Origin of the sequence: Tumebacillus algifaecis (assembly GCF_002243515.1) — a bacterium.
Lineage (GTDB): Bacteria > Bacillota > Bacilli > Tumebacillales > Tumebacillaceae > Tumebacillus_A > Tumebacillus_A algifaecis.
The window spans coordinates 479,065-497,963 of sequence record NZ_CP022657.1; the positions used below are offsets into that span (position 1 = coordinate 479,065).

Annotated in this window: 19 protein-coding genes; 17 read left to right on the forward strand and 2 right to left on the reverse strand. The window is 56.2% G+C overall.

The window, feature by feature from the left end; translation table 11 throughout:
* Positions 1–99: 99 nt before the first annotated feature.
* The 15 genes from CIG75_RS02380 (at position 100) to CIG75_RS02450 (ending at position 14,275) form a co-directional block, all read left to right on the forward strand.
* Positions 100–945 carry a flagellin N-terminal helical domain-containing protein gene (locus CIG75_RS02380; protein ID WP_094235198.1) on the forward strand — a complete coding sequence of 282 codons (846 nt, stop codon included), beginning with the start codon at positions 100–102 and terminating at the stop codon, positions 943–945.
* 84 nt (positions 946–1,029) lie between these two features.
* Entirely contained in the window at positions 1,030–1,377 is a 348-nt protein-coding gene (locus tag CIG75_RS02385; protein ID WP_094235199.1) for a flagellar protein FlaG, read from the forward strand.
* Positions 1,378–1,398: 21 nt separating this feature from the next.
* Positions 1,399–2,922: a flagellar filament capping protein FliD gene (gene fliD, locus CIG75_RS02390; protein ID WP_094235200.1), complete on the forward strand. Its 1,524-nt coding sequence runs from the start codon at positions 1,399–1,401 to the stop codon at positions 2,920–2,922.
* A gap of 76 nt (positions 2,923–2,998) precedes the next feature.
* Complete coding sequence (locus CIG75_RS02395; RefSeq protein WP_227874331.1) at positions 2,999–3,805, forward strand: DUF8042 domain-containing protein; 807 nt, start codon at positions 2,999–3,001, stop codon at positions 3,803–3,805.
* A gap of 1 nt (position 3,806) precedes the next feature.
* Entirely contained in the window at positions 3,807–5,669 is a 1,863-nt protein-coding gene (locus CIG75_RS02400) for a motility associated factor glycosyltransferase family protein (RefSeq protein ID WP_157729344.1), read from the forward strand.
* Positions 5,666–6,070, forward strand: a complete 405-nt coding sequence (gene fliS / locus CIG75_RS02405) for a flagellar export chaperone FliS (protein WP_094235203.1) — start codon at positions 5,666–5,668, stop codon at positions 6,068–6,070. The genes CIG75_RS02400 and fliS overlap by 4 nt, the downstream gene beginning before the upstream one ends.
* Before the next feature lie 13 nt (positions 6,071–6,083).
* Positions 6,084–6,452, forward strand: coding sequence for a flagellar protein FliT (locus tag CIG75_RS02410; RefSeq protein ID WP_094235204.1), 369 nt, complete (start codon positions 6,084–6,086; stop codon positions 6,450–6,452).
* Positions 6,453–6,561: 109 nt separating this feature from the next.
* Positions 6,562–7,572 (forward strand): NAD-dependent 4,6-dehydratase LegB, encoded by a 1,011-nt coding sequence (locus CIG75_RS02415; protein ID WP_094235205.1) that lies wholly within the window; start codon positions 6,562–6,564, stop codon positions 7,570–7,572.
* A complete protein-coding gene (locus CIG75_RS02420; RefSeq protein WP_094235206.1) occupies positions 7,569–8,741 on the forward strand; it encodes a LegC family aminotransferase in 1,173 nt (390 codons plus the stop codon). Before CIG75_RS02415 ends, CIG75_RS02420 begins: the two co-directional genes overlap by 4 nt.
* Entirely contained in the window at positions 8,728–9,897 is a 1,170-nt protein-coding gene (gene neuC, locus CIG75_RS02425) for a UDP-N-acetylglucosamine 2-epimerase (protein ID WP_094235207.1), read from the forward strand. The genes CIG75_RS02420 and neuC overlap by 14 nt, the downstream gene beginning before the upstream one ends.
* Positions 9,894–10,778 (forward strand): methionyl-tRNA formyltransferase, encoded by an 885-nt coding sequence (locus CIG75_RS02430; protein WP_094235208.1) that lies wholly within the window; start codon positions 9,894–9,896, stop codon positions 10,776–10,778. The genes neuC and CIG75_RS02430 overlap by 4 nt, the downstream gene beginning before the upstream one ends.
* Positions 10,775–11,443 carry a PIG-L deacetylase family protein gene (locus CIG75_RS02435; protein WP_094235209.1) on the forward strand — a complete coding sequence of 223 codons (669 nt, stop codon included), beginning with the start codon at positions 10,775–10,777 and terminating at the stop codon, positions 11,441–11,443. Before CIG75_RS02430 ends, CIG75_RS02435 begins: the two co-directional genes overlap by 4 nt.
* A 1-nt stretch (position 11,444) precedes the next feature.
* Positions 11,445–12,512, forward strand: a complete 1,068-nt coding sequence (gene neuB / locus CIG75_RS02440) for an N-acetylneuraminate synthase (protein ID WP_094235210.1) — start codon at positions 11,445–11,447, stop codon at positions 12,510–12,512.
* 22 nt (positions 12,513–12,534) lie between these two features.
* Positions 12,535–13,596 (forward strand): nucleotidyltransferase family protein, encoded by a 1,062-nt coding sequence (locus tag CIG75_RS02445; protein ID WP_094235211.1) that lies wholly within the window; start codon positions 12,535–12,537, stop codon positions 13,594–13,596.
* Positions 13,583–14,275: an acylneuraminate cytidylyltransferase family protein gene (locus tag CIG75_RS02450; RefSeq protein ID WP_094235212.1), complete on the forward strand. Its 693-nt coding sequence runs from the start codon at positions 13,583–13,585 to the stop codon at positions 14,273–14,275. Before CIG75_RS02445 ends, CIG75_RS02450 begins: the two co-directional genes overlap by 14 nt.
* A gap of 110 nt (positions 14,276–14,385) precedes the next feature.
* Here CIG75_RS02450 and CIG75_RS02455 read toward each other — a convergent pair whose 3' ends face one another.
* On the reverse strand, positions 14,386–14,778 hold the full coding sequence (locus tag CIG75_RS02455; RefSeq protein WP_094235213.1) for a hypothetical protein: 393 nt from the start codon (positions 14,776–14,778) through the stop codon (positions 14,386–14,388).
* A gap of 30 nt (positions 14,779–14,808) precedes the next feature.
* The gene (locus CIG75_RS02460; protein WP_094235214.1) at positions 14,809–15,108 is read right to left on the reverse strand and encodes a hypothetical protein; all 300 of its coding nucleotides are present in this window, start codon (positions 15,106–15,108) and stop codon (positions 14,809–14,811) included.
* Between the two features lie 139 nt (positions 15,109–15,247).
* Here CIG75_RS02460 and CIG75_RS02465 point away from each other — a divergent pair, with 139 nt between their 5' ends.
* Complete coding sequence (locus CIG75_RS02465) at positions 15,248–16,384, forward strand: metallophosphoesterase family protein (RefSeq protein WP_094235215.1); 1,137 nt, start codon at positions 15,248–15,250, stop codon at positions 16,382–16,384.
* The gene (locus CIG75_RS02470; protein ID WP_094235216.1) at positions 16,381–18,891 is read left to right on the forward strand and encodes an ATP-binding protein; all 2,511 of its coding nucleotides are present in this window, start codon (positions 16,381–16,383) and stop codon (positions 18,889–18,891) included. The genes CIG75_RS02465 and CIG75_RS02470 overlap by 4 nt, the downstream gene beginning before the upstream one ends.
* Positions 18,892–18,899 lie beyond the last annotated feature (8 nt).

Genomic DNA, 18,899 nt, shown 5'->3' on the forward strand with positions numbered 1-18,899 from the left:
GTTTCATAATTTTGACGACCCAACCGATAACAAAAATGTAACGGGACGGCACGGATGCTATCCCACCTAACCTTTTTATTCATCAAGGAGGATGAAATCATGCGTATTCAAAACAACCTGTCCGCACTGTTCGCTCAGAACAAACTGTCTTCTAACAACACCAACCTGTCCAAATCCCTGGAAAAGCTGTCTTCCGGCTACCGCATTAACCGTGCGGGCGACGATGCAGCAGGCCTGGCAATCTCCGAAAAGATGCGCGGCCAAATCTCCGGTTTGAACATGGCAGTTAAAAACTCCCAAGACGGCATCTCGCTGATCCAAACTGCAGAGGGCGCGCTCAACGAAACGCACTCCATCCTGCAACGTATGCGTGAACTGTCCGTTCAATCGGTCAACGACACCAACACCAAGTCCGACCGCGAGAAAATCACCGACGAGTTGCTGCAACTGCGTTCCGAAATCGACCGTATCGCATCGACCACCGAGTTCAACGGTCAAAAACTGCTGAACGGTTCTTTCGCTGCTAAGACTTTCCAAATCGGTGCAAACCAAGGTCAAACGATCTCCCTGACCATCGGCAACACCAACGCAGCAACTTTGGCTCCGAGCATCACCACTGCAACCATCGGTTCGATGGCAGCTGGTTCCGGTGGCAACCAAGTAACTGCATCTTCCAACATGATCACTGCTGTTGATAACGCGATCGAGTCGGTTAACAAAGAGCGCTCGAAACTGGGTGCTGTACAAAATCGTCTGGAGCACACCATCAACAACCTGCAAGCAGCAGCAGAAAACCTGACCGCTGCAGAATCCCGTATCCGCGACGTAGATATGGCTTCTGAAATGGTTAAGTTCACCAAGAACCAAATCCTCACCCAAGCAGGCACTTCGATGCTTGCACAAGCGAACCAAGCTCCGCAAGGCGTTCTGTCCCTGCTCCGCTAATTGGTTGCACGCATTATTCGGCTGGCTGGCAAACTGCTGGTCAGCCTTTTTCTATAAATATGGCTAATTGAGGAGGGCGAGAGAATGCAGATCGGACGAACCAATTCGCTCGATCAGCTTCTGCGCGAACCCTTGTCTCAAAACAGCGACAAAGCACATGTTACGTCAGATGTCCAATCAGTCGTCGCCCAGAAGGAACAGGAAATTGATCAGAAACAGACGGATCAGCATGTGGAGCGTCTCAATCGTGTTTTGGAACAACATCAGAGTCAACTGATGTTCCGGGTACGCCATGAAGCAGGTCGAGCAATCGTACAACTGGTTGAAAAAGAAGGTGACAAGGTGATCTTGCAACTGCCGCCCGAGGGGCTGCTGGAACTGTCCAAGAAAGTTCAGCAGGCGACGGGGACCGTTGTGGATCTGCGCTTGTAAACACAATAGGAGGTGTAGGAGATGAGTATTTCTGGACTCGGCGGACTTGGCGGTCTCGCCTCAGGAATGGACTCGAAGTCGCTGATCGAGAAATTGATGATGCTCGAGGCCCGTCCACTGCTCAAGATGCAACAAAGTCAAAAGAGCACCGAACTAAAAAAGGGTCTCTATCAGGAGATCAACTCCTCGCTGTTGAAGCTGAAGTCGGCGGTCGAAACGCTGTCCGACCCGAAAAAGCTGCTGGCTAAGAAGTTGGTCTCGTCCGATGAGAAAGTGGTCATTGCCAAGATGGCCGATCCGAATAAGATCGTGAGCGGTGACTACAACATTAAAGTGGAGCAATTGGCAACCGCTTGGACAGCCAAGTCGGCCAGCATCACGCCGGCCAATCCGGTGACCAAAGAGCTGAACTGGACGGGTTCGTTTAACATCGAGTACAGCGATGGCACGAATACGCAAGTGTCGAGAGCGATCAACATCGTCGAGACGGACCGCTTGAGCGATATCGCGCTGAAGATTAACGCATCGCTCGAGGACAGCGCCAACGGCAAACAGATGAAAGTGAAAGCGACAGTGGTCGATAACACGTTGATCATGACTTCGACCGAAACGGGCGAAAACAGCACCGTGAAGATCCTGAACGATACGAACGGCATTTTCGGTGCGGGCAAGCTCGGCTTGACGAATGCAGCAGGAGACTTTAGCTCGGCTGTAGCGGGTAAAAACGCTGAGTTCTCGGTGAACGGTGTAGATGTCGTACGTTCGAAAAACACCGGGTTAACCGATGTGATCATGGGTGTCGAACTCACGTTGCTCAAACAAGGTGAGCCGGCGACGAAACTCGAGGCTGGCGAAGACTTTGAAGCGTCGGAAAAGGCGATCCAAGATTTTATCAACGCCTACAATTCGACGATGGAATTGGTCAATGCCCGCATGAATGAAAGCAAGGTCCCGGATGCCAAGTCGGACGCGCTGATGAGCAAAGGGTTGTTGCGTGGCGACTCGGCTCTCTATTCGATTCAGTCCTCTTTGCGCAGCATCACGGGGACAGCTTTCTCGAGCAGTGACATGTTTAAAACATTGAACGCGATCGGGATCAAAGTTGACACCTCCGACGACGGAAAATCGGGACGACTGACCCTCGACTCGAAAAAGTTCCGTGAAGCGATGAACAACAACCCGAACGAAGTGATGAAAGTCATCTTCAACGACAGCAACGGGAATGGCAAGCTCGATGTTGACGATAGTGGCAAAGATAGCGGTTTGGCGGGCATGTTGTTCAACAAACTGTTCATGCTGACCGACACGACGTCCACCAGCTTTGGCCCCAAATCGTCACCGAAGGGGTTGCTCCCCAGCCGGATGAGTCTGATGGACGATCAAATCAAGTCCTTTGACAGTACGATGGAAGCGTTTAATAAACGCCTGACCATGCGCCGTAAAACGCTGGAAGCGAAGTTCACTTCGATGGAGCTAATGCTGCAAAAGAGCAACGCGTCGGCAGGGTTCTTGGCCGCACGCATGAACCTCCCACAAAGTAGCTGACCGAATGAGGGGCTTGAAAAAGCCCCTCTCGTTTTCCACTAAATGTCGACTAGTGTATACAAAGGTGGTGATTGCTGTGCGAACTGCGATCCAAGAAAGCATCTTGAAACTGTTGCATGAGCGTCGCTCCACGTACGCGCATCCACTCAATTCACAGGCGATCAGCGAAGTATTGAATATCACACCGTCCTATGTACGCGAACAGATGAGCCTGTTGCAACGAGAAAATCAAGTCGCCGTGCGCAGAGGACCTAAAGGAGGATATTACCAAGTGGCAAAAGAGAAAACACTGCGACTGCAATGGAATGATGCAGTGACCGAACATGAAGCGGGAACATTCCTCCACGTCTATCAACAGCTGTTGCAACAAGCAAATGAGGCGGAGCAGATCATCACAGGACTCATGATCAACGGCGTCGAAGTACTGCCCGACAGCGTGGCGGGCATGGCGCACACCGAGATTGCAGAAGCGGTGGTCCAAACGAAGCCGATGCCCGAATTTGCAGGGGATCTGATCGCAACGGCGCTCGACTACCTGCCCAACTTGCAACAGGGGTTGGTTCGCATCGCCAATCTGATGCAAGAGGGTCGTGAACAAGAGGCACACGAGCTCTTTTTGCAAGCGGTTGATGGTCTAGAATGGCTCGATTCCTGCTTGGGTGGTCTAGGCGGATGGATGGCCCAAAAAGGCGATACTACCCTGCAACAACTGCACGGCATGTACCAAGGTCAACTATCCGATCTGAGCGAGTTGATGGAGCAAAAGAGCATCACCGAGATCTCCGACCTGTTGGAGTATGAACTATCCGAAACGGTAGCCAATGCCAAAGCGAGTTTGTCCGAACTACAGAGCTTCTTGGATACAGTGGGGAAGGAGTCGTAGGATGAGCGGATTTTTGGAGCAAAACGAGGCGGCCCTCCGTGAACGGAGTGTGCTGTTCGACCACTACATAGCCCAGAAGCACAGTGCCGGGCAAAGTGTGCGCGTCGAGCTATCCAAAGCGGGTGTGCCGACGCTGTTTACCGAAGGAGAAGGCCAGTCCGGATATCTCTACTCCCGCTATCAGCCATTGGTAGAAGCGGAGCGCTGGGCAACGGCGCAGAAGGTGGATGCGCGCGGTCAATTGGTGTACGGGTTGGGGCTTGGCTATCATCTGCGCGCTTTGCGTGCCGCAACAGGGGACAAGATCCCGCTGTTCGTGGTCGAGCCTTCTTGGGACATCTTCCTCGCCGCGATGGAGGCGACAGACCTGACCGATCTGCTGCGCGATCCACACCTGATGTTGAGCGTCGGGCCAGAGATGCGTCGGGCGGCCAAGGATGCTGCATATTTTATCGGTCAGCACCTGTTTGCTGTCGAATGGTTGGAATGGCCAGCGTACCGCCGATCCTTTCCCCAGGCGATGCAGCTTTTTACCGAAGCGACGACGGTGGAAGTGAAGGACGTTCGCATCGAGCAGAACACGATTTTGTTCTTCCAAAAAGAATGGCCGCGCAACTTGCTGTACAACCTCGACAAGATCTTGAAAAACCCTGGTATCAATCACCTGCGTGACAAGATTACGGGACGCCCTGCTGTCATCGTTTCGGCAGGACCATCGCTTTCAAAAAACATTGAGCTGCTCCATGAGATGAAAGGCAAGGCGGCCATTCTCTGTGTCGATACGGCCTACCGCGTGTTGCAGCAACGGGGCATCCGGCCCGACTTGATCTTCGCATTAGACGGCTCGGATAAGAACTACAAGCACTTTACCGGGGTCCAGCCAGAAGGTGTGCCGTTGGTCTTTCTGCCGGCCGCTCATCACAAGATCGTCGAGGAGTATGGCGAGAAAACCTTTACGTCGAACGTGAACGATCAATTTTTGCGTGATGCGCTCCAAGAGGTCGAGCCAAAAGGTGCGATCTCCCACTCCGGCTCGGTTGCGACGCTCGCTTTTGAGACAGCTTGTCTGATGGGAGCAGAGCCGATCATCTTCATCGGTCAGGACTTGGCCTATCCGGGCGGACAGGCTTATGCGCCAGGCACGATGTTTGAGACGATGACCAAATCGATCGAAGACGGTCGCCTGATGATGCATGTGGAAGGTGTGGACGGGCAGCCGGTCTTGACCGATGCCAGCTTGGACAAGTACCGTCGCTATTTTGAGGAGCGAATCGAGGAATTGGCCGAGGAGCACCTTTTCATCGACGCGACGGAGGGCGGGGCCAAGATCGCCGGCACTGAGATCACCACGCTGTGGGATGTGATCGAGCGCTTTTGCCAAGAGGAGTTCGATTTTGAACAGGTGATTGAAGCGGCCGCCGCGCCGACCGGGGAAGATCTGGAACCTGCTCGTCAAACGCTTCGAAAAATGCGCCGCACCCTGCATCAAATCGCTCGCCTTAATCGGATCGCGCTGCTGAAAAATCGCGATCTGCGCGACCTGTACAAAGTCAGACGCCTGCGGGTCGGCAAAGTGGAAGACATGAGCGCCGAACTGGATCGTCTGGAACAACTGATCAAGCGCTTAAACGAGAAGAAATGGCTGGATACGGTCATGCAATCTCTGATCCTGTACCTCACAGAAGGCAAGATGGCGCAAGCGCCTGAGCAGGAGAGCGAACATGCCAAAGCGATGCGGGTGACGGAGAACGCAGAGATCCTGTACCACGGAATGCTGGAAGCTGCCGAAGAGATCAAAAGTCATGTCAATGTCGCCTTAGACCGCATCGGAGAAGAAAACAAACAGGGGGAAGATGTGCGATGATCAACAACCCGTATCAGAAATATCAAAACCAAGCGGTACAGACCGCCACGCCGGAACGACTGTTGCTGATGCTGTTTGAAGGGGCGATCCGCTTTTGCAAAGAAGCGATGCTCGGGATCGACCAAGGTAACTATCAATTGGCCAACGAGAAAAATATCCGTGTGCAAAACATCATCAACGAGCTGATCGTCACGCTCGATCGGGAGAACGGCGGCGAGGTGGCTGAAAACTTGCTGTCGATCTATAACTATGTCAACCAACGCCTGATCGAAGCAAACCTGAAGAAGGACAAAGCGATTCTGGAAGAGGTGCACGTACATCTGCTCGAACTGCATGAAGCGTTCAATGGCGCTGCCCAGATCGTTCGGGCACAAAGCGGCCTGAGCGGGGATCAAGCCTAGAGGAGGCGGGAACATGACCCGATTGGAACTGGCTCGGCAGATACTGGCAGGGAGCAAGCGAATCTTCGACACGTTGCAAAGCGAGCCTGATGAGCAGCTTGCCAACCTGTTCGACGAGCGGCAAGATCGCATTTCCGATTATTTGGAGCTGGAATTGGAGAATGCTGGCCAACCGCAAAGCGCTCAGGAAGAGCAGGAACTGCAAGAGTTGATGAGAGAGAGTTATCAACTGAATCAACAGATTGAAGAACGCTTGCAAAAACTGCGGCAGAATCTGTACGATGAGTTGACGCAAGGCGACCAGATGCGGGATGCGACTACTGCCTACTCTTCTCCGTATGACAATGTGACCGAACCGATGTTTTTCGATAAAAAGAACTAAGCACTCACAGTCTTGTGAGTAATGTGGAAAACTGTTGTGGATATGTGTGCAACTTTGTGGATAACTGTGAACAACATGTGGAAAACGCGATGATGAGGATGGATGAGCTGTGGAACTAAAGAACAAAAAGATTCTGGTGACTGGGGCGGACGGTTTTATCGGTTCCCACCTCACCGAAGAATTGGTGCGGCAAGGTATCGATGTGCGGGCTTTTGTCTACTACAACTCGTTTAACTCGTGGGGCTGGCTCGACCAATCTGCCAAAGAGATTCGGAACAATCTTGACGTTTTTGCGGGCGATATCCGCGATCCGTATGGGGTGAAGCAGGCGATGAAAGGCTGTGATGTCGTGTTGCATTTGGCCGCTCTGATCGCCATCCCTTACTCCTATCATTCGCCCGACACCTATGTCGATACGAACGTCAAAGGCACGTTGAACATCGTGCAGGCGGCGCGCGAACTCGGCGTGGAGAAAGTTGTCCACACTTCGACCTCAGAAGTGTACGGCACGGCGCAGTTTGTTCCGATCACCGAGGAGCACCCGTTGCAAGGGCAGTCGCCCTATTCGGCGAGCAAGATCGGCGCGGATCAGATGGCCATGTCGTTTTACACCTCGTTTGACACGCCGGTCTCCATCATCCGACCGTTCAACACGTATGGCCCGCGTCAGTCGGCCCGCGCGATCATCCCGACGGTGATCACGCAGATTGCAAGCGGTCAGCGCACCTTGCGCCTAGGCTCCCTGCATCCGACCCGTGACTTCAACTATGTGAAAGACACAGTGGATGGGTTTATCGCTGTGGCCAAGTCGGACGCCGCGATCGGCGAGGTGATCAACATCGGCAGCAACTATGAGATCTCGATCGGTGAGACGGTGGAGTTGATCGCAGAAGTGATGGGCGCCAAGGTGGAAATCGAAACGGAAGCAGCGCGGTTGCGCCCAGAAAAAAGCGAAGTCGAGCGCTTGTGGGCAGCCAATGCGAAGGCGAAGCAACTGCTCGGCTGGGAGCCGAACTATGGCGGTAGCGACGGCTTCAAGCGCGGTCTGTTGGAGACGGTCGAATGGTTCACCAATCCTGAACATCTAAAAGGCTACAAAGCCAATATCTACAACTTATGATCGATCTTCTTATCGAAAAATTGCGGTCGGTGCTGCCCGATGACCGCTCGTTTCTCGCCTTGCACGAACCGAATTTTCAAGGCAACGAATGGCAGTATGTCAAAGAATGTCTCGATACGGGCTGGGTGTCGTCCGTCGGCAAATATGTGGATCTGTTCGAACAAAAGCTGGTCGAATACACCGGAGTGAGCCATGCGGTCGCCGTCGTCAACGGCACGGCCGCCCTGCACATCTCGTTGTTGCTTTCCGGCGTGGAAGCGGGCGACGAAGTGCTGATGCCGACGCTGACTTTTATCGCGACGGCCAATGCGGTGTCCTACTGTGGAGCGATCCCGCATTTTGTGGACTGCGAGTTCCGCACGCTCGGTCTCGATCCGCGCAAATTGGCTACTTATCTAGCCGAGATTGCGGAGGTGCGCCAGGACGAGTGCTACAACAGGCAGACCGGACGGAGGATCAAAGCGATCGTGCCGATGCACACGTTCGGCCACCCGGTCGATCTCGACCCGCTCCTTGACCTGTGCGCGCGCTACCAGATCGAACTGGTGGAGGACGCAGCCGAATCGCTCGGTTCGTTCTACAAAGGCCAACACACGGGCGGGTTTGGCCACATCGCGGCGCTGTCCTTCAACGGCAACAAAGTGATCACCACCGGCGGTGGCGGGGCGATTTTGACCAATGATGCAGAGCTGGCCAAGCGTGCCAAGCACCTGACCACGACGGCGAAAGTGCCGCACAAGTGGGAGTACAACCACGATGCGATCGGCTACAACTACCGCCTGCCCAATCTGAACGCAGCGCTCGGCTGTGCGCAACTGGAGCAGTTGCCCGGCTTTTTGGCGCAAAAGCGGACGTTGGCCAAGCGCTATCAGGAAGCTTTGCAGGACGTGCCCGGACTCACGTTTGTCACCGAGCCGGATTTTGCAAAAAGCAATTATTGGCTGAATGCAATCCTTTTGGACGAAACTGAGGCGCATCGGCGTGACGAACTGCTTCGTGCGACCAATGAACAAGGCATCATGACCCGCCCGTTCTGGACGGGGATGCACAAGCTGCCGATGTTTGCCGATTGTCCACGCATGGATTTGACGGTGGCGGAAAGCTTGGAGTGGCGCACGATCAACATTCCGAGCAGCCCGTTTTTGGGAGGACGACATGACGAAGCGTAAAATCTGTGTGGTGACTGGCACTCGTGCTGAGTACGGCCTGTTGTATTGGCTAATGAAAGAGATTGAGCATGACCCCGACTTGCAGTTGCAGATCATCGTCAGCGGCATGCATCTGTCACCAGAGTTCGGCCTGACCTACAAAGGGATCGAGGCGGACGGGTTCACCATCGATGAAAAAGTGGAGATGCTACTGTCCAGCGACACCCCGGTCGGCATCGCCAAGTCGATCGGCTTGGCGACGATCGGGTTTGCTGATGCGCTCGACCGCCTGCGACCCGACATCCTCGTCGTGCTGGGAGACCGCTTTGAAATCCTCGCGGCGGTGCAGGCGGCGCTGGTCGCCCGGATTCCGGTCGCACATCTGCACGGCGGTGAAGCGACGGAAGGGCTGATCGACGAAGGCATTCGCCATGCGGTGACCAAAATGGCACACCTGCATTTTACGGCGGCCGAACCGTACCGCCAGCGCGTGATCCAACTGGGTGAAGCGCCGGAGCGCGTGTTCAACTTCGGCGCGCCGGGCGTGGACAACATCGTGCGCCTGCCGCTGTTGTCGCGTGATGCCTTCCAAGATTCGATCGGTTTTGAGCTGGGCTTGGTGAACTTTTTGGTGACTTACCATCCGGTCACACTGCGCCAAGGCGGAGCGGAGGCGGCAATGACCGAGTTGCTCACCGCGCTCGACCGTTTTCCGGAAGCGAAGATCCTGTTCACCAAGCCCAACTCGGATACCGATGGCCGCATCATCGGCCAACTGATCGACGAGTATGCGGCAAAGCGGGGAGACCGAGTGTTCGTCACGACATCGCTTGGGCAATTGCGCTACCTGAGCGCGATCCAACACTGCGATGCGGTGATTGGCAACTCGTCGAGTGGGCTGATCGAAGTGCCGGTGTTTCAAAAGCCGACGATCAACATCGGCGAACGCCAGCGCGGGCGGTTGAAGCCGGACTCGGTGATCGACTGCGACGAATCGGCTGAGGCGATTGAAGCGGCGGTCGGCACCGCCTTGTCGCCGCAGTTTCAAGACCATCTGCGTACGGTAGAGTCGCCGTTTGGCACCGGGCAGGCTTCCCAGCAGATCAAAGAGCAATTGAAGCGGGCCGATCTGGACGGCATTTTGATGAAAAAGTTTTACGAGGTGACGCCGAGATGAAGATCTTGTTTATGGGCTGTGTGGAATTTAGTGCGCGCACGCTCGGGCATCTGCTCACACTGCCCGATGTGGAAGTGGTCGGCGTGGTCACGAAAAGCGAATCGAAGATCAACGCCGATTTCCATTCCTTGCAACCGATCGCAGAAGCGGCGGGCATCCCGTGCTTTCTGGCAGAAGGCAATCAACAGGCGGAGATCGCGGCGTGGGCGGCGGAGCGGTCGCCCGATGTGGTGTATTGCTTTGGCTGGTCGTATCTGCTGAAAGAGGAATTGCTGACCTTACCGCCGCTGGGGGTCGTCGGGTATCATCCGGCCGCGCTCCCGCAAAACCGGGGCCGCCATCCGATCATCTGGGCCTTGGCGCTCGGGCTGTCCGAAACGGCTTCGACCTTTTTCTTCATGGATCGATGGGCCGATTCGGGTGATCTGTTGTCGCAGGTTTACTTGCCGATCTTGCCGGAAGATGATGCCGGGTCGCTCTATCAGAAATTGGGCGATGTGGCGCTGGGCCAGATCTCGGTGTTCACCAAGCAACTGGCGTCCGGCGACTATCCGCGCATCCCGCAGGACCACAGCGGCGCCAACACTTGGCGCAAGCGGGGACGTCGCGACGGCGAGATCGATTGGCGGATGTCGGCCGAGCGGATTCACAATCTGATCCGCGCGTTGACCCGTCCGTATGTCGGTGCGCATTTCCTCTGGCAGGGGGAAGAAGTCAAAGTCTGGCGTTCCGAATTGTCGGCACTTGGGCAGGCCAATCTGGAGCCGGGCAAAGTGTTGCGGGCGGACGCGGATGGCGTGGTCATTCAATGCGGAGCGGGCGCGCTCAAATTGGTAAAGCATGAGCTGGCAACCTTACCGGAAGAAGGTACATATCTATGAAAAAAATTCTTGTCATCGCACCGCATCCGGACGATGAAACGCTAGGCTGCGGCGGTGCACTGCTCAAACATCGGGCAAACGGCGATGAACTACACTGGCTGATCGTCACGGGTATCTCGACGGGTGCAGGCTTTTCTGAAGAGCGGGTCGCCTCGCGCAACGGGGAGATCCTCCAAGTCGGCAACATGTATGGATTTGAAAGCCTGCACAAGTTCAACTTTCCGACGGCGCAGCTCGACACGATGCCGATCGGCGACATCGTCCAACGCATGGGCCGCGTGATGCATGTTGTGCAACCTGAAGTCGTGTACCTACCGTACCGCGGCGATGTGCACACCGATCACAAAATCGTGTTTGACGCGGCGGTGTCGTGCACCAAATGGTTCCGCTATCCGTCGATCAAGCGGGTGCTGGCCTATGAGACATTGTCAGAAACAGAGTTCGGGATCAATCCGGACAGCAATGGATTTCGACCGAACGTGTTTGTGGACATCAGCGAGCATCTGGAGCAGAAGCTTGAGATCATGCGCATCTTCGCAAGCGAGATGGGCGAGTTCCCCTTCCCGCGCAGCGAGCAGGCGATTCGCGCACTGGCGGCGCTTCGCGGCGCGGCGGCGGGCTGTGCGGCTGCCGAATCGTTTATGCTCTTGAAAGAGAGGGATTGAAATGAGCCAGACCTACATCATTGCCGAGGCGGGCGTCAACCACAACGGATCGCTGGAGCTCGCCAAAGAACTGATCGATCGAGCGGCCGAAGCGGGTGCGGACGCGGTCAAATTTCAAACCTTCAAAGCAGAAAAGCTTGTCGCCAAATCGGCCCCGAAAGCGGAGTACCAGACGAAAACTACGGGGGCAGAAGAGACGCAGTTTGAGATGATCAAGAAATTGGAGCTGGACGAAACTGCGCATCGGGAGCTGATCGAGCATTGTCAGCAGCGCGGGATTCAATTTTTGTCCACTCCGTTCGATCTGGACAGCGTCGATCTCTTGGCGGGGACATTCGACCTGCCGCGCTTGAAAGTGCCGTCTGGTGAAATCACCAACGCACCACTGCTCCTGAAGATGGCGCGAACGGGCAAACCGTTGATCCTTTCGACGGGCATGAGCACGCTCGGTGAAGTGGAGATGGCGCTCGGCGTGCTGGCCTATGGCTATCTAGGCGGAGAGGCACCAGCGGTGGAAGCGTTCCAAGCGGCGTATGCATCACCTGCAGGGCAGGCCGTTTTGCGGGAAAACGTGACTTTGCTTCACTGCACCACCGAGTATCCCACCCCCGCTTCTGATGTCAACTTGCGGGCGATGGATGTGCTCGGACAGGCGTTCGGTCTCCCGGTCGGTTACTCCGATCACACCGAAGGCATCGCTGTGCCGATCGGAGCGGTGGCGCGCGGGGCAGTCTTGATCGAAAAGCATTTTACGCTTGACCGCACACTGCCTGGGCCTGATCATCTGGCCTCGTTGGAGCCTGCCGAACTGAAAGCGATGGTCGAGGGCATCAGGCAGATCGAAGCGGCGCTGGGCGTGGCGCTGAAAGTGCCAGTGGCATCCGAGCTAAAAAACAGGGCGGTGGCGCGAAAAAGCCTCGTCGCCGCTCGTCCGATCGCGCGAGGGGAACGGTTCACAGCAGAAAATGTGACGATCAAACGGCCCGGAACAGGCAAGTCACCGCTCTTGTTCTGGGACGTGCTGGGACAGCAGGCGGAGCGCGATTATGAGGAAGAAGACCTGATCTAAAGGAAGTAAGGGAGAGGAAGAGATGAAAAACTGGAAACAGATACTGATACCTCCGACCGCTTCCATCTTGCGAGCGATCGAGACGATCGACCAAGGCGCTTTGCAGATCGCGCTCGTCGTGGAGGACGGGACGGGGCGACTGCTCGGCACGATCACCGACGGGGACGTGCGGCGTGGCATCTTGCGCGGGGTGGCACTCGATCGCTCGGTGGCGGAGATCATGAATACAGACCCGATCACCGCCTCTTCGCAAGACACGCAGGAAAAGATTCTCGCGACGATGAAAATGCGCCGCCTGCAACAGATTCCGATCCTCGACGCCGATGGGCTCGTCATCGGGGTGCAGGTGCTCACCGACCTTCTGCGCGCTGGGCAAAAGGACAACTGGGTCGTGCTGATGGCTGGGGGATTGGGCACGCGTCTCGCCCCGCTGACCAACGACACGCCGAAGCCGCTGCTCAAAGTCGGGTCGAAGCCACTGTTGGAAACGATCATGCAAAATTTTATCGAGTATGGGTTTCATAAATTTTATCTATCGGTCAATTACAAGGCGGAGATGATTCGCGATTATTTTGGCGATGGGTCGCGCTTTGGCGTGGAGATTCGTTATGTGCATGAGGACAAGCGGATGGGCACGGCGGGCGCGCTGTCCCTGTTGCCGGAGCGCCCTGAGCAGACGTTCTTCGTGATGAATGGCGATCTGCTGACCAAAGTCAATTTTCAGCAGTTGCTCGACTTCCATCACGAGCATGGGGCGCTGGGAACGATGTGTGTGCGGGAATATGATTTTCAAATTCCGTATGGCGTCGTCAAAACGGACAAGCACCGCTTGATGGGGATCGTCGAAAAGCCGGTCGAGCATTTCTTCGTCAACGCGGGAATCTATGTGCTGGAGCCGGAATGCGTCGATCTGATTCCTCAGGATGCGTTTTATGATATGCCGAGCCTGTTTGACCAATTGATCGCGCAAGAGAGCGAGACGAGCGTCTTCCCGATCCGCGAGTACTGGATGGACATCGGGCAGATCGCCGACTATGAGCGGGCGAACGGGGAGTTCGCCGAGGTGTTCGATGATCGGGACTAAGCGGGTGCTGGCTGTGATTCCGGCGCGCGGCGGTTCAAAAGGTGTACCGCGCAAAAACATCCGCAATCTGGCCGGCAAACCGCTGTTGGCGTGGGCGGTCGAAGCGGGGCAGGCCTCGCAGTACATCGACCGCGTGATCCTGTCGTCGGAGGATGAGGAGATCATCGCCGTCGCGAAAGAGTGGGGCTGTGACGTGCCGTTCATCCGCCCGCAGGAACTGGCAACAGATGAAACGCCGGGGATCGACCCGATCTTGCATGCGCTGGAAGAGTTGCCAGGCTATGACTATGTCGTGCTGTTGCAACCGACCTCGCCACTGCGCACGACGGCCGATATTGATAGCTGCATCGAACAGCTGGTGCGAGCCGATGCGCCGTGCTGTGTGACGGTGACGGAGCCTGCCAAAAGCCCGTATTGGATGTACACGTTGCAAGAGGATGGCCGAATGGAGCCGCTGATCCCAGGCGATACAGCCACCCGCCGCCAAGACTTACCCCCTGTGTTTGCATTAAACGGCGCGGTCTACATCGCCAAGACGGAGTGGCTCAAGGAGACGAAAAGTTTCCTCGCGGCAGGTGTTACGGCGCATGTGATGCCAAGCGAGCGGTCGTTCGATATCGACACTGAAATCGATCTGTTTCTGGCCGAAGCCCTCCTGAACCGAGAACGAGGAGCATGATCGGAGCTGGCCGCTAGTTCAGGGACCTGTTGAACTGTTGATCAACAGTTGCTCGCTTGTCGCAACGAAAAAACCCGCTTCCCTTTTGACCAAAGGGCGGCGGGTTTTCTTTATAGGATTTGATTTATCGTCAGCAGGATCGAAATGATGATCGTCACCAGCGCGGCGAACAAGAACGTCGCATCGCGGCCCTTTTCGGCCAATTCGACCTTATCCTTCTCGTTCTTCTCAAGATCTTCTGCCACCATCTCTTTGTGGTCTTCCGGCGTTTTTCCTTTCGGAATGATCGCCGGGAGATTGTAGCGGCGGCGGAAGGAGAACAGGCGGGTGAAAATGACCACGCCGAAGATCAAAAGTATCAAACCGATTTGAAAAAGCGAATTCGATAATTGCTCGGCGTAGCTTGCGATCGTGTCAGGGCGGTGTCTCACCCACACGTAAATGGCGACCAGAGCGGTCGCGATCAAGCCGAAAATCAGCCCGCGTTTCAGTCCTTTTCCCATAAGGTACCTCCTTCAATTTCGCTCCACGACCTACAGGTCGTAGATACTTTCCACTTCGCTTGTGTCAAAGCGAACGGTCTTCACTTCGCCACCTTGGCGGAAGGAAATTTCGTAATGCTCATAGGTGCGCTCGATCAACGTGATGTCGGTCACATCATAGTCGGTCATCAACAGCGCGACCAGATCGGTCTTCGCCTCCATCGCTTCTTCGTCGGCAACAATCATCTCGATCGCCGCCATCTGCGCCCACGACAGCAACAGCAAATCGATATCGTCTATCGGTTCCTCCTCCAAAAGAGGGTCCAAATGTGAGTTGTTCGTGTCGGTCATCTCTGGCACTTCCTTTCCCATCCTGCAGTTCCAATCTTCACTATCTTACCACATTTTTGTTCCGGCTAGCCCTACCGTAAAGGAAAACGCACGTTCGAGTGAGAAGTGATAGAGGAGAGGACTTCGGGAAGGAGTTTGGATGATGCGCGATGTGGTTCGGATCATACAGGCAGGAGATTTACACCTGGGCACACCGTTTTCCGGCAGTGGTTTTCCTGTGGAAAAAGCGCGCCAGAGGCGACGTGAACTGCTCGGTACCTTCCGCAGGCTGGTCGAAGCGGTAGTGGAGCAGAAAGCGGAGCTGTTGCTGCTCACAGGTGACCTGTTTGAAGCGGAGTGGGTGTCAGAAGCGGAAGTGGCAGAAGTTCGCCAACTGCTGGCTGGGCTCAACCGTCCGGTGTTGATCACGCCGGGCAATCATGACTGTTTGCAACCGGGCAGCCCCTATTCATTTGGCGAGTGGCCCGACAATGTGCATATTTTTGGCCCGCAGGTGGGCGCAGTAACGTTTGAACAATGGAACTTGACCGTGCACGGCTATGGCTATGCGTCCCGTTGGTTGCGCGAGAATCCGTACCAAGAGTATCGGGTACCAGACGACGGTGGGTTGCATATCGTGATGGTTCACGGTTCATTTGACGCGCCCGAAGGTACGCCCTATCTGCCGATCCGCGCTGAGGAGGTCAAAGCGATCGGGGCGGACTATGTGGCATTTGGCCACTATCATCAGGCCAGCGTGTTGCTCGATGAAGCGGGTTTGATGCAGGCGGCCTACGCCGGGTCGCTGGAGCCGCTCGGCTATGATGAGCCGGGGGAGCACGGGGCGTTTTTGCTGGAAGTGACCCACGGCGGCGCGCGCGTGGAATGGCTGGCCTTGGCGCAGCGCTCCTATCGGCAGGTGGAAGTTGATGTGTCGGGGGCCCTGTCGCTCTTTGACATCGTGGAAAAAGTGAATGAAGCGGTGCCACTTGAAGTCAGAGGGCGCGACCTGTTGGAAGTGACGCTGAGCGGAGCGCTCGAGCCCAGTTTGATGCTCGACCTCGAAGACTTGCGGGAGCGCATGCAGGATGTGGCCTATCATCTGCGTCTGGTCGATGATACGCATCCTGACATCGACGGCGACGCGTTTGCCGCCCATTCGGCACCGGGGCGCTTCGTCGCCAAACTGCGCGAACGGCTGGACGTGGAGACGGACGAAGCAAAACGCCGCGTGCTGGAGCGGGCGTTGCAAGTCGGGCTGCTCGCGTATGAACGAGGCAAGGTGGTGAACGCATGAGATTTGTCAAAGCGCAGATCGATGGATTTGGGCGCTACAGCGGGGTGACGTTTTCATTCGATGAAGGGTTGAACATCGTCTACGGGCAGAATGAAGCGGGCAAATCGACCTTGCAGCAGTTTCTGATCGCCATGCTGTACGGAATGAAAAAGTCGGGCCGCAAGCGTGCCGTCTATTTAGAGGAAGAAGCGAAATATCGTCCGTGGCAGGGCAGCGCGTATGGCGGTATCTTGTGGATCGAGCAGGATGGCGTCGTCTACCGCATCGAGCGCTCGTTGCGCAAAGAGGATGAGTGGGTGCGGGTGTATCGCCAGGATACGGGCGAAGAGGTGACCAAGCGCTTTGCAGTCGATACCAATAAAGAGCTGGCCTTTGCCAAAGAGCTGACCGGAGCGGACCGCGAGCTTTTTGTGAACACGCTGTGCATCGGCCCGGTCGATGAGCGTGAGCGGGCCTCGTGGCTGCGGGAGAGCGTGCGTCACTCGCAAGGCGGTTCGGCAGAAGAGCTGATGATCCCGGAACAGTCGCGGATTCGCGATGCGGAAGAGGCGATCGGCAAGCGGCTTGAGACGATCGGCACGGAGCGGGCGGGCAGCAAACCGCTCGGCATGGCCCTCAAACAGCGCGACGAGTTGAAAAAAGCGTACCAAAGCGCGCTGGATCGAGAATCGTCGCAACGCGATGCCCGCGAGAACGCGGAAGGAGAAGCGGCAGAGTGGCAGGAAGCGGTGCACGAGGAGCAGCGTCTGCGCCAGGAGCTGGGTGCAAAACTGTCGCTCTACCTCAACTTGCAGGAAGCGCGGCGCGGCGAACTGGCCGGGCGTCAGTTGCAGTTGGAAGAGGCGTTGCGAGAGCGTGCCGAGTCGTCAGGGCTCGGTGTGAACGAAACGGCATTTCGCGAGGTGCAGGCCGACTTTCAACGGCTGGTGACGGCGAAGCAGGAGACCGACTCGTACCAGAAGCGATTGCAGGTGCTGGAAGAAGAGTCGAGAGAGGCGGCTACGTACGCCGCGCCGTATAAAGGGATGGAAGAAAGCACACTCTCCCAGATGGAGCAGACGGCGAGCCGACTGGAGTGGTACGAGCAACACACCGAACAGGGTCCGGTCGTGCGAGATGCGGCGGAGTTGGATGAATTGACCGACCGTCATGCGACCGCCAAGCGCAACTTGTTGCTCGGCGTGGTGGCGCTGGTGATCGCCGTGCCGCTGACGTTCTGGCAGATCTATCTAGGCGTGCTGATCCTGCTTGCGGTCGCGTTTGCCGCTTCGTCCTATTTTTCCAGTGAGAAGTTGGCCGTGGAGATCGAGGCTTGGAAGCAGAAGCAGAACAGTGACATCATGGAACGCGAGGCGATCGCCGCAGAGCAGGAGCGCTTGGAAGCGGCGCTACAGAAGCTACTTGCCGATTTTGGTGTCGATACCCCGCGCCAATTTCGGCAAAAATGGAACGAACTGCTCAAGGCGCGCCAACAGGTCGCGTTTTATGAAAAGCAGTCTCAATGGCTTCAAGGCGAATACACCCGCGCCAACTCCGAACGCGACATCATCGCCCGCCGCGTGCTGCGCGTGCTCGGCAGCGAGGAATCGCAGGCCGTGTTAGATGACACCGAAGCGTTGCGCCGCGAGATCGAAACATGGGAAGCCCGCTTTGAAGAATCTCGACAACACAAAGAGCAGACGAACCAGTGGGAACGCGAACTTTCGGGGTTGCAGCACGAGGTGGAACTGCTCGACATCGATCTGAGACGGCACCTGGAAATCGCAAGCAGGCTGGGCATCACTCCGGCGCCGCCGTCGCTTTTGACAGAAGGCACGGTCAGCGGCGACGAAGTGGAGCGCCACTATGAAGAGTGGCAGGCGGCGGAGCGCGCGCTGTTGGTGAAAAAATCGACCTTGGCTGTGGCTAGCACCCGCTATGAAACGTTGCAAGCAGGGGCGTTGTCGCCAGCCGATCTGTTGCTGGACATGGAAAGGGCAGACGTCGAGTTGCACCGCATCCTCGAAGAGCGGGAAGCGCTCTTGGTCGCTCAGGAGCTGTGGGGGGAAGTCAAAGAGGAATTGTATCAGGCGATTGCGCCGCGCTTCGCCGGTTCGTTGTCCGCCGTGACGTCGCGCATCACCGGAGGGCGCTATCAGGACGTCTACCTCGATCGCGACGAGGCGATCACGACGATCTCGCCCGATTCTGGCTATACGGTGGAACTGTCTGCGCTGTCCTCGGGTACGATGGACCAGATCACGTTTGCGCTCGGCTTCGCACTGTCCGGCTGGATGATTCCGGGCGGGGAGCGATTGCCGTTGTTGCTCGACGAACCGTTTCGCCGCTATGACGACGGGCGGTTGGATGCGGCGTATGACGTGTTGCTAGAAGAGGCGGAGGAGCGGCAAATCTTGCTCTTCACCTGCCGCGATCAGGAAGTGGAACGCTTGCAGGAGCACAGCGAGGGTCGAACTCGCCTCGTCGATTTGAATCTAGAAAGATATGGTATGATAAAAAGGACATAATAAGAGCT

Excerpts from the sequence above, each read along its gene's own strand:
- CIG75_RS02380 (WP_094235198.1), top strand. The coding sequence starts at position 100 with ATGCGTATTCAAAACAACCTGTCCGCACTGTTCGCTCAGAACAAACTG.
- CIG75_RS02385 (WP_094235199.1), top strand. The coding sequence starts at position 1,030 with ATGCAGATCGGACGAACCAATTCGCTCGATCAGCTTCTGCGCGAACCC.
- fliD (WP_094235200.1), top strand. The coding sequence starts at position 1,399 with ATGAGTATTTCTGGACTCGGCGGACTTGGCGGTCTCGCCTCAGGAATG.
- CIG75_RS02400 (WP_157729344.1), top strand. The coding sequence starts at position 3,807 with ATGAGCGGATTTTTGGAGCAAAACGAGGCGGCCCTCCGTGAACGGAGT.
- fliS (WP_094235203.1), top strand. The coding sequence starts at position 5,666 with ATGATCAACAACCCGTATCAGAAATATCAAAACCAAGCGGTACAGACC.
- CIG75_RS02410 (WP_094235204.1), top strand. The coding sequence starts at position 6,084 with ATGACCCGATTGGAACTGGCTCGGCAGATACTGGCAGGGAGCAAGCGA.
- CIG75_RS02420 (WP_094235206.1), top strand. The coding sequence starts at position 7,569 with ATGATCGATCTTCTTATCGAAAAATTGCGGTCGGTGCTGCCCGATGAC.
- neuC (WP_094235207.1), top strand. The coding sequence starts at position 8,728 with ATGACGAAGCGTAAAATCTGTGTGGTGACTGGCACTCGTGCTGAGTAC.
- CIG75_RS02430 (WP_094235208.1), top strand. The coding sequence starts at position 9,894 with ATGAAGATCTTGTTTATGGGCTGTGTGGAATTTAGTGCGCGCACGCTC.
- CIG75_RS02435 (WP_094235209.1), top strand. The coding sequence starts at position 10,775 with ATGAAAAAAATTCTTGTCATCGCACCGCATCCGGACGATGAAACGCTA.
- neuB (WP_094235210.1), top strand. The coding sequence starts at position 11,445 with ATGAGCCAGACCTACATCATTGCCGAGGCGGGCGTCAACCACAACGGA.
- CIG75_RS02445 (WP_094235211.1), top strand. The coding sequence starts at position 12,535 with ATGAAAAACTGGAAACAGATACTGATACCTCCGACCGCTTCCATCTTG.
- CIG75_RS02450 (WP_094235212.1), top strand. The coding sequence starts at position 13,583 with ATGATCGGGACTAAGCGGGTGCTGGCTGTGATTCCGGCGCGCGGCGGT.
- CIG75_RS02455 (WP_094235213.1), bottom strand. The coding sequence starts at position 14,778 with ATGGGAAAAGGACTGAAACGCGGGCTGATTTTCGGCTTGATCGCGACC.
- CIG75_RS02460 (WP_094235214.1), bottom strand. The coding sequence starts at position 15,108 with ATGACCGACACGAACAACTCACATTTGGACCCTCTTTTGGAGGAGGAA.
- CIG75_RS02465 (WP_094235215.1), top strand. The coding sequence starts at position 15,248 with ATGATGCGCGATGTGGTTCGGATCATACAGGCAGGAGATTTACACCTG.
- CIG75_RS02470 (WP_094235216.1), top strand. The coding sequence starts at position 16,381 with ATGAGATTTGTCAAAGCGCAGATCGATGGATTTGGGCGCTACAGCGGG.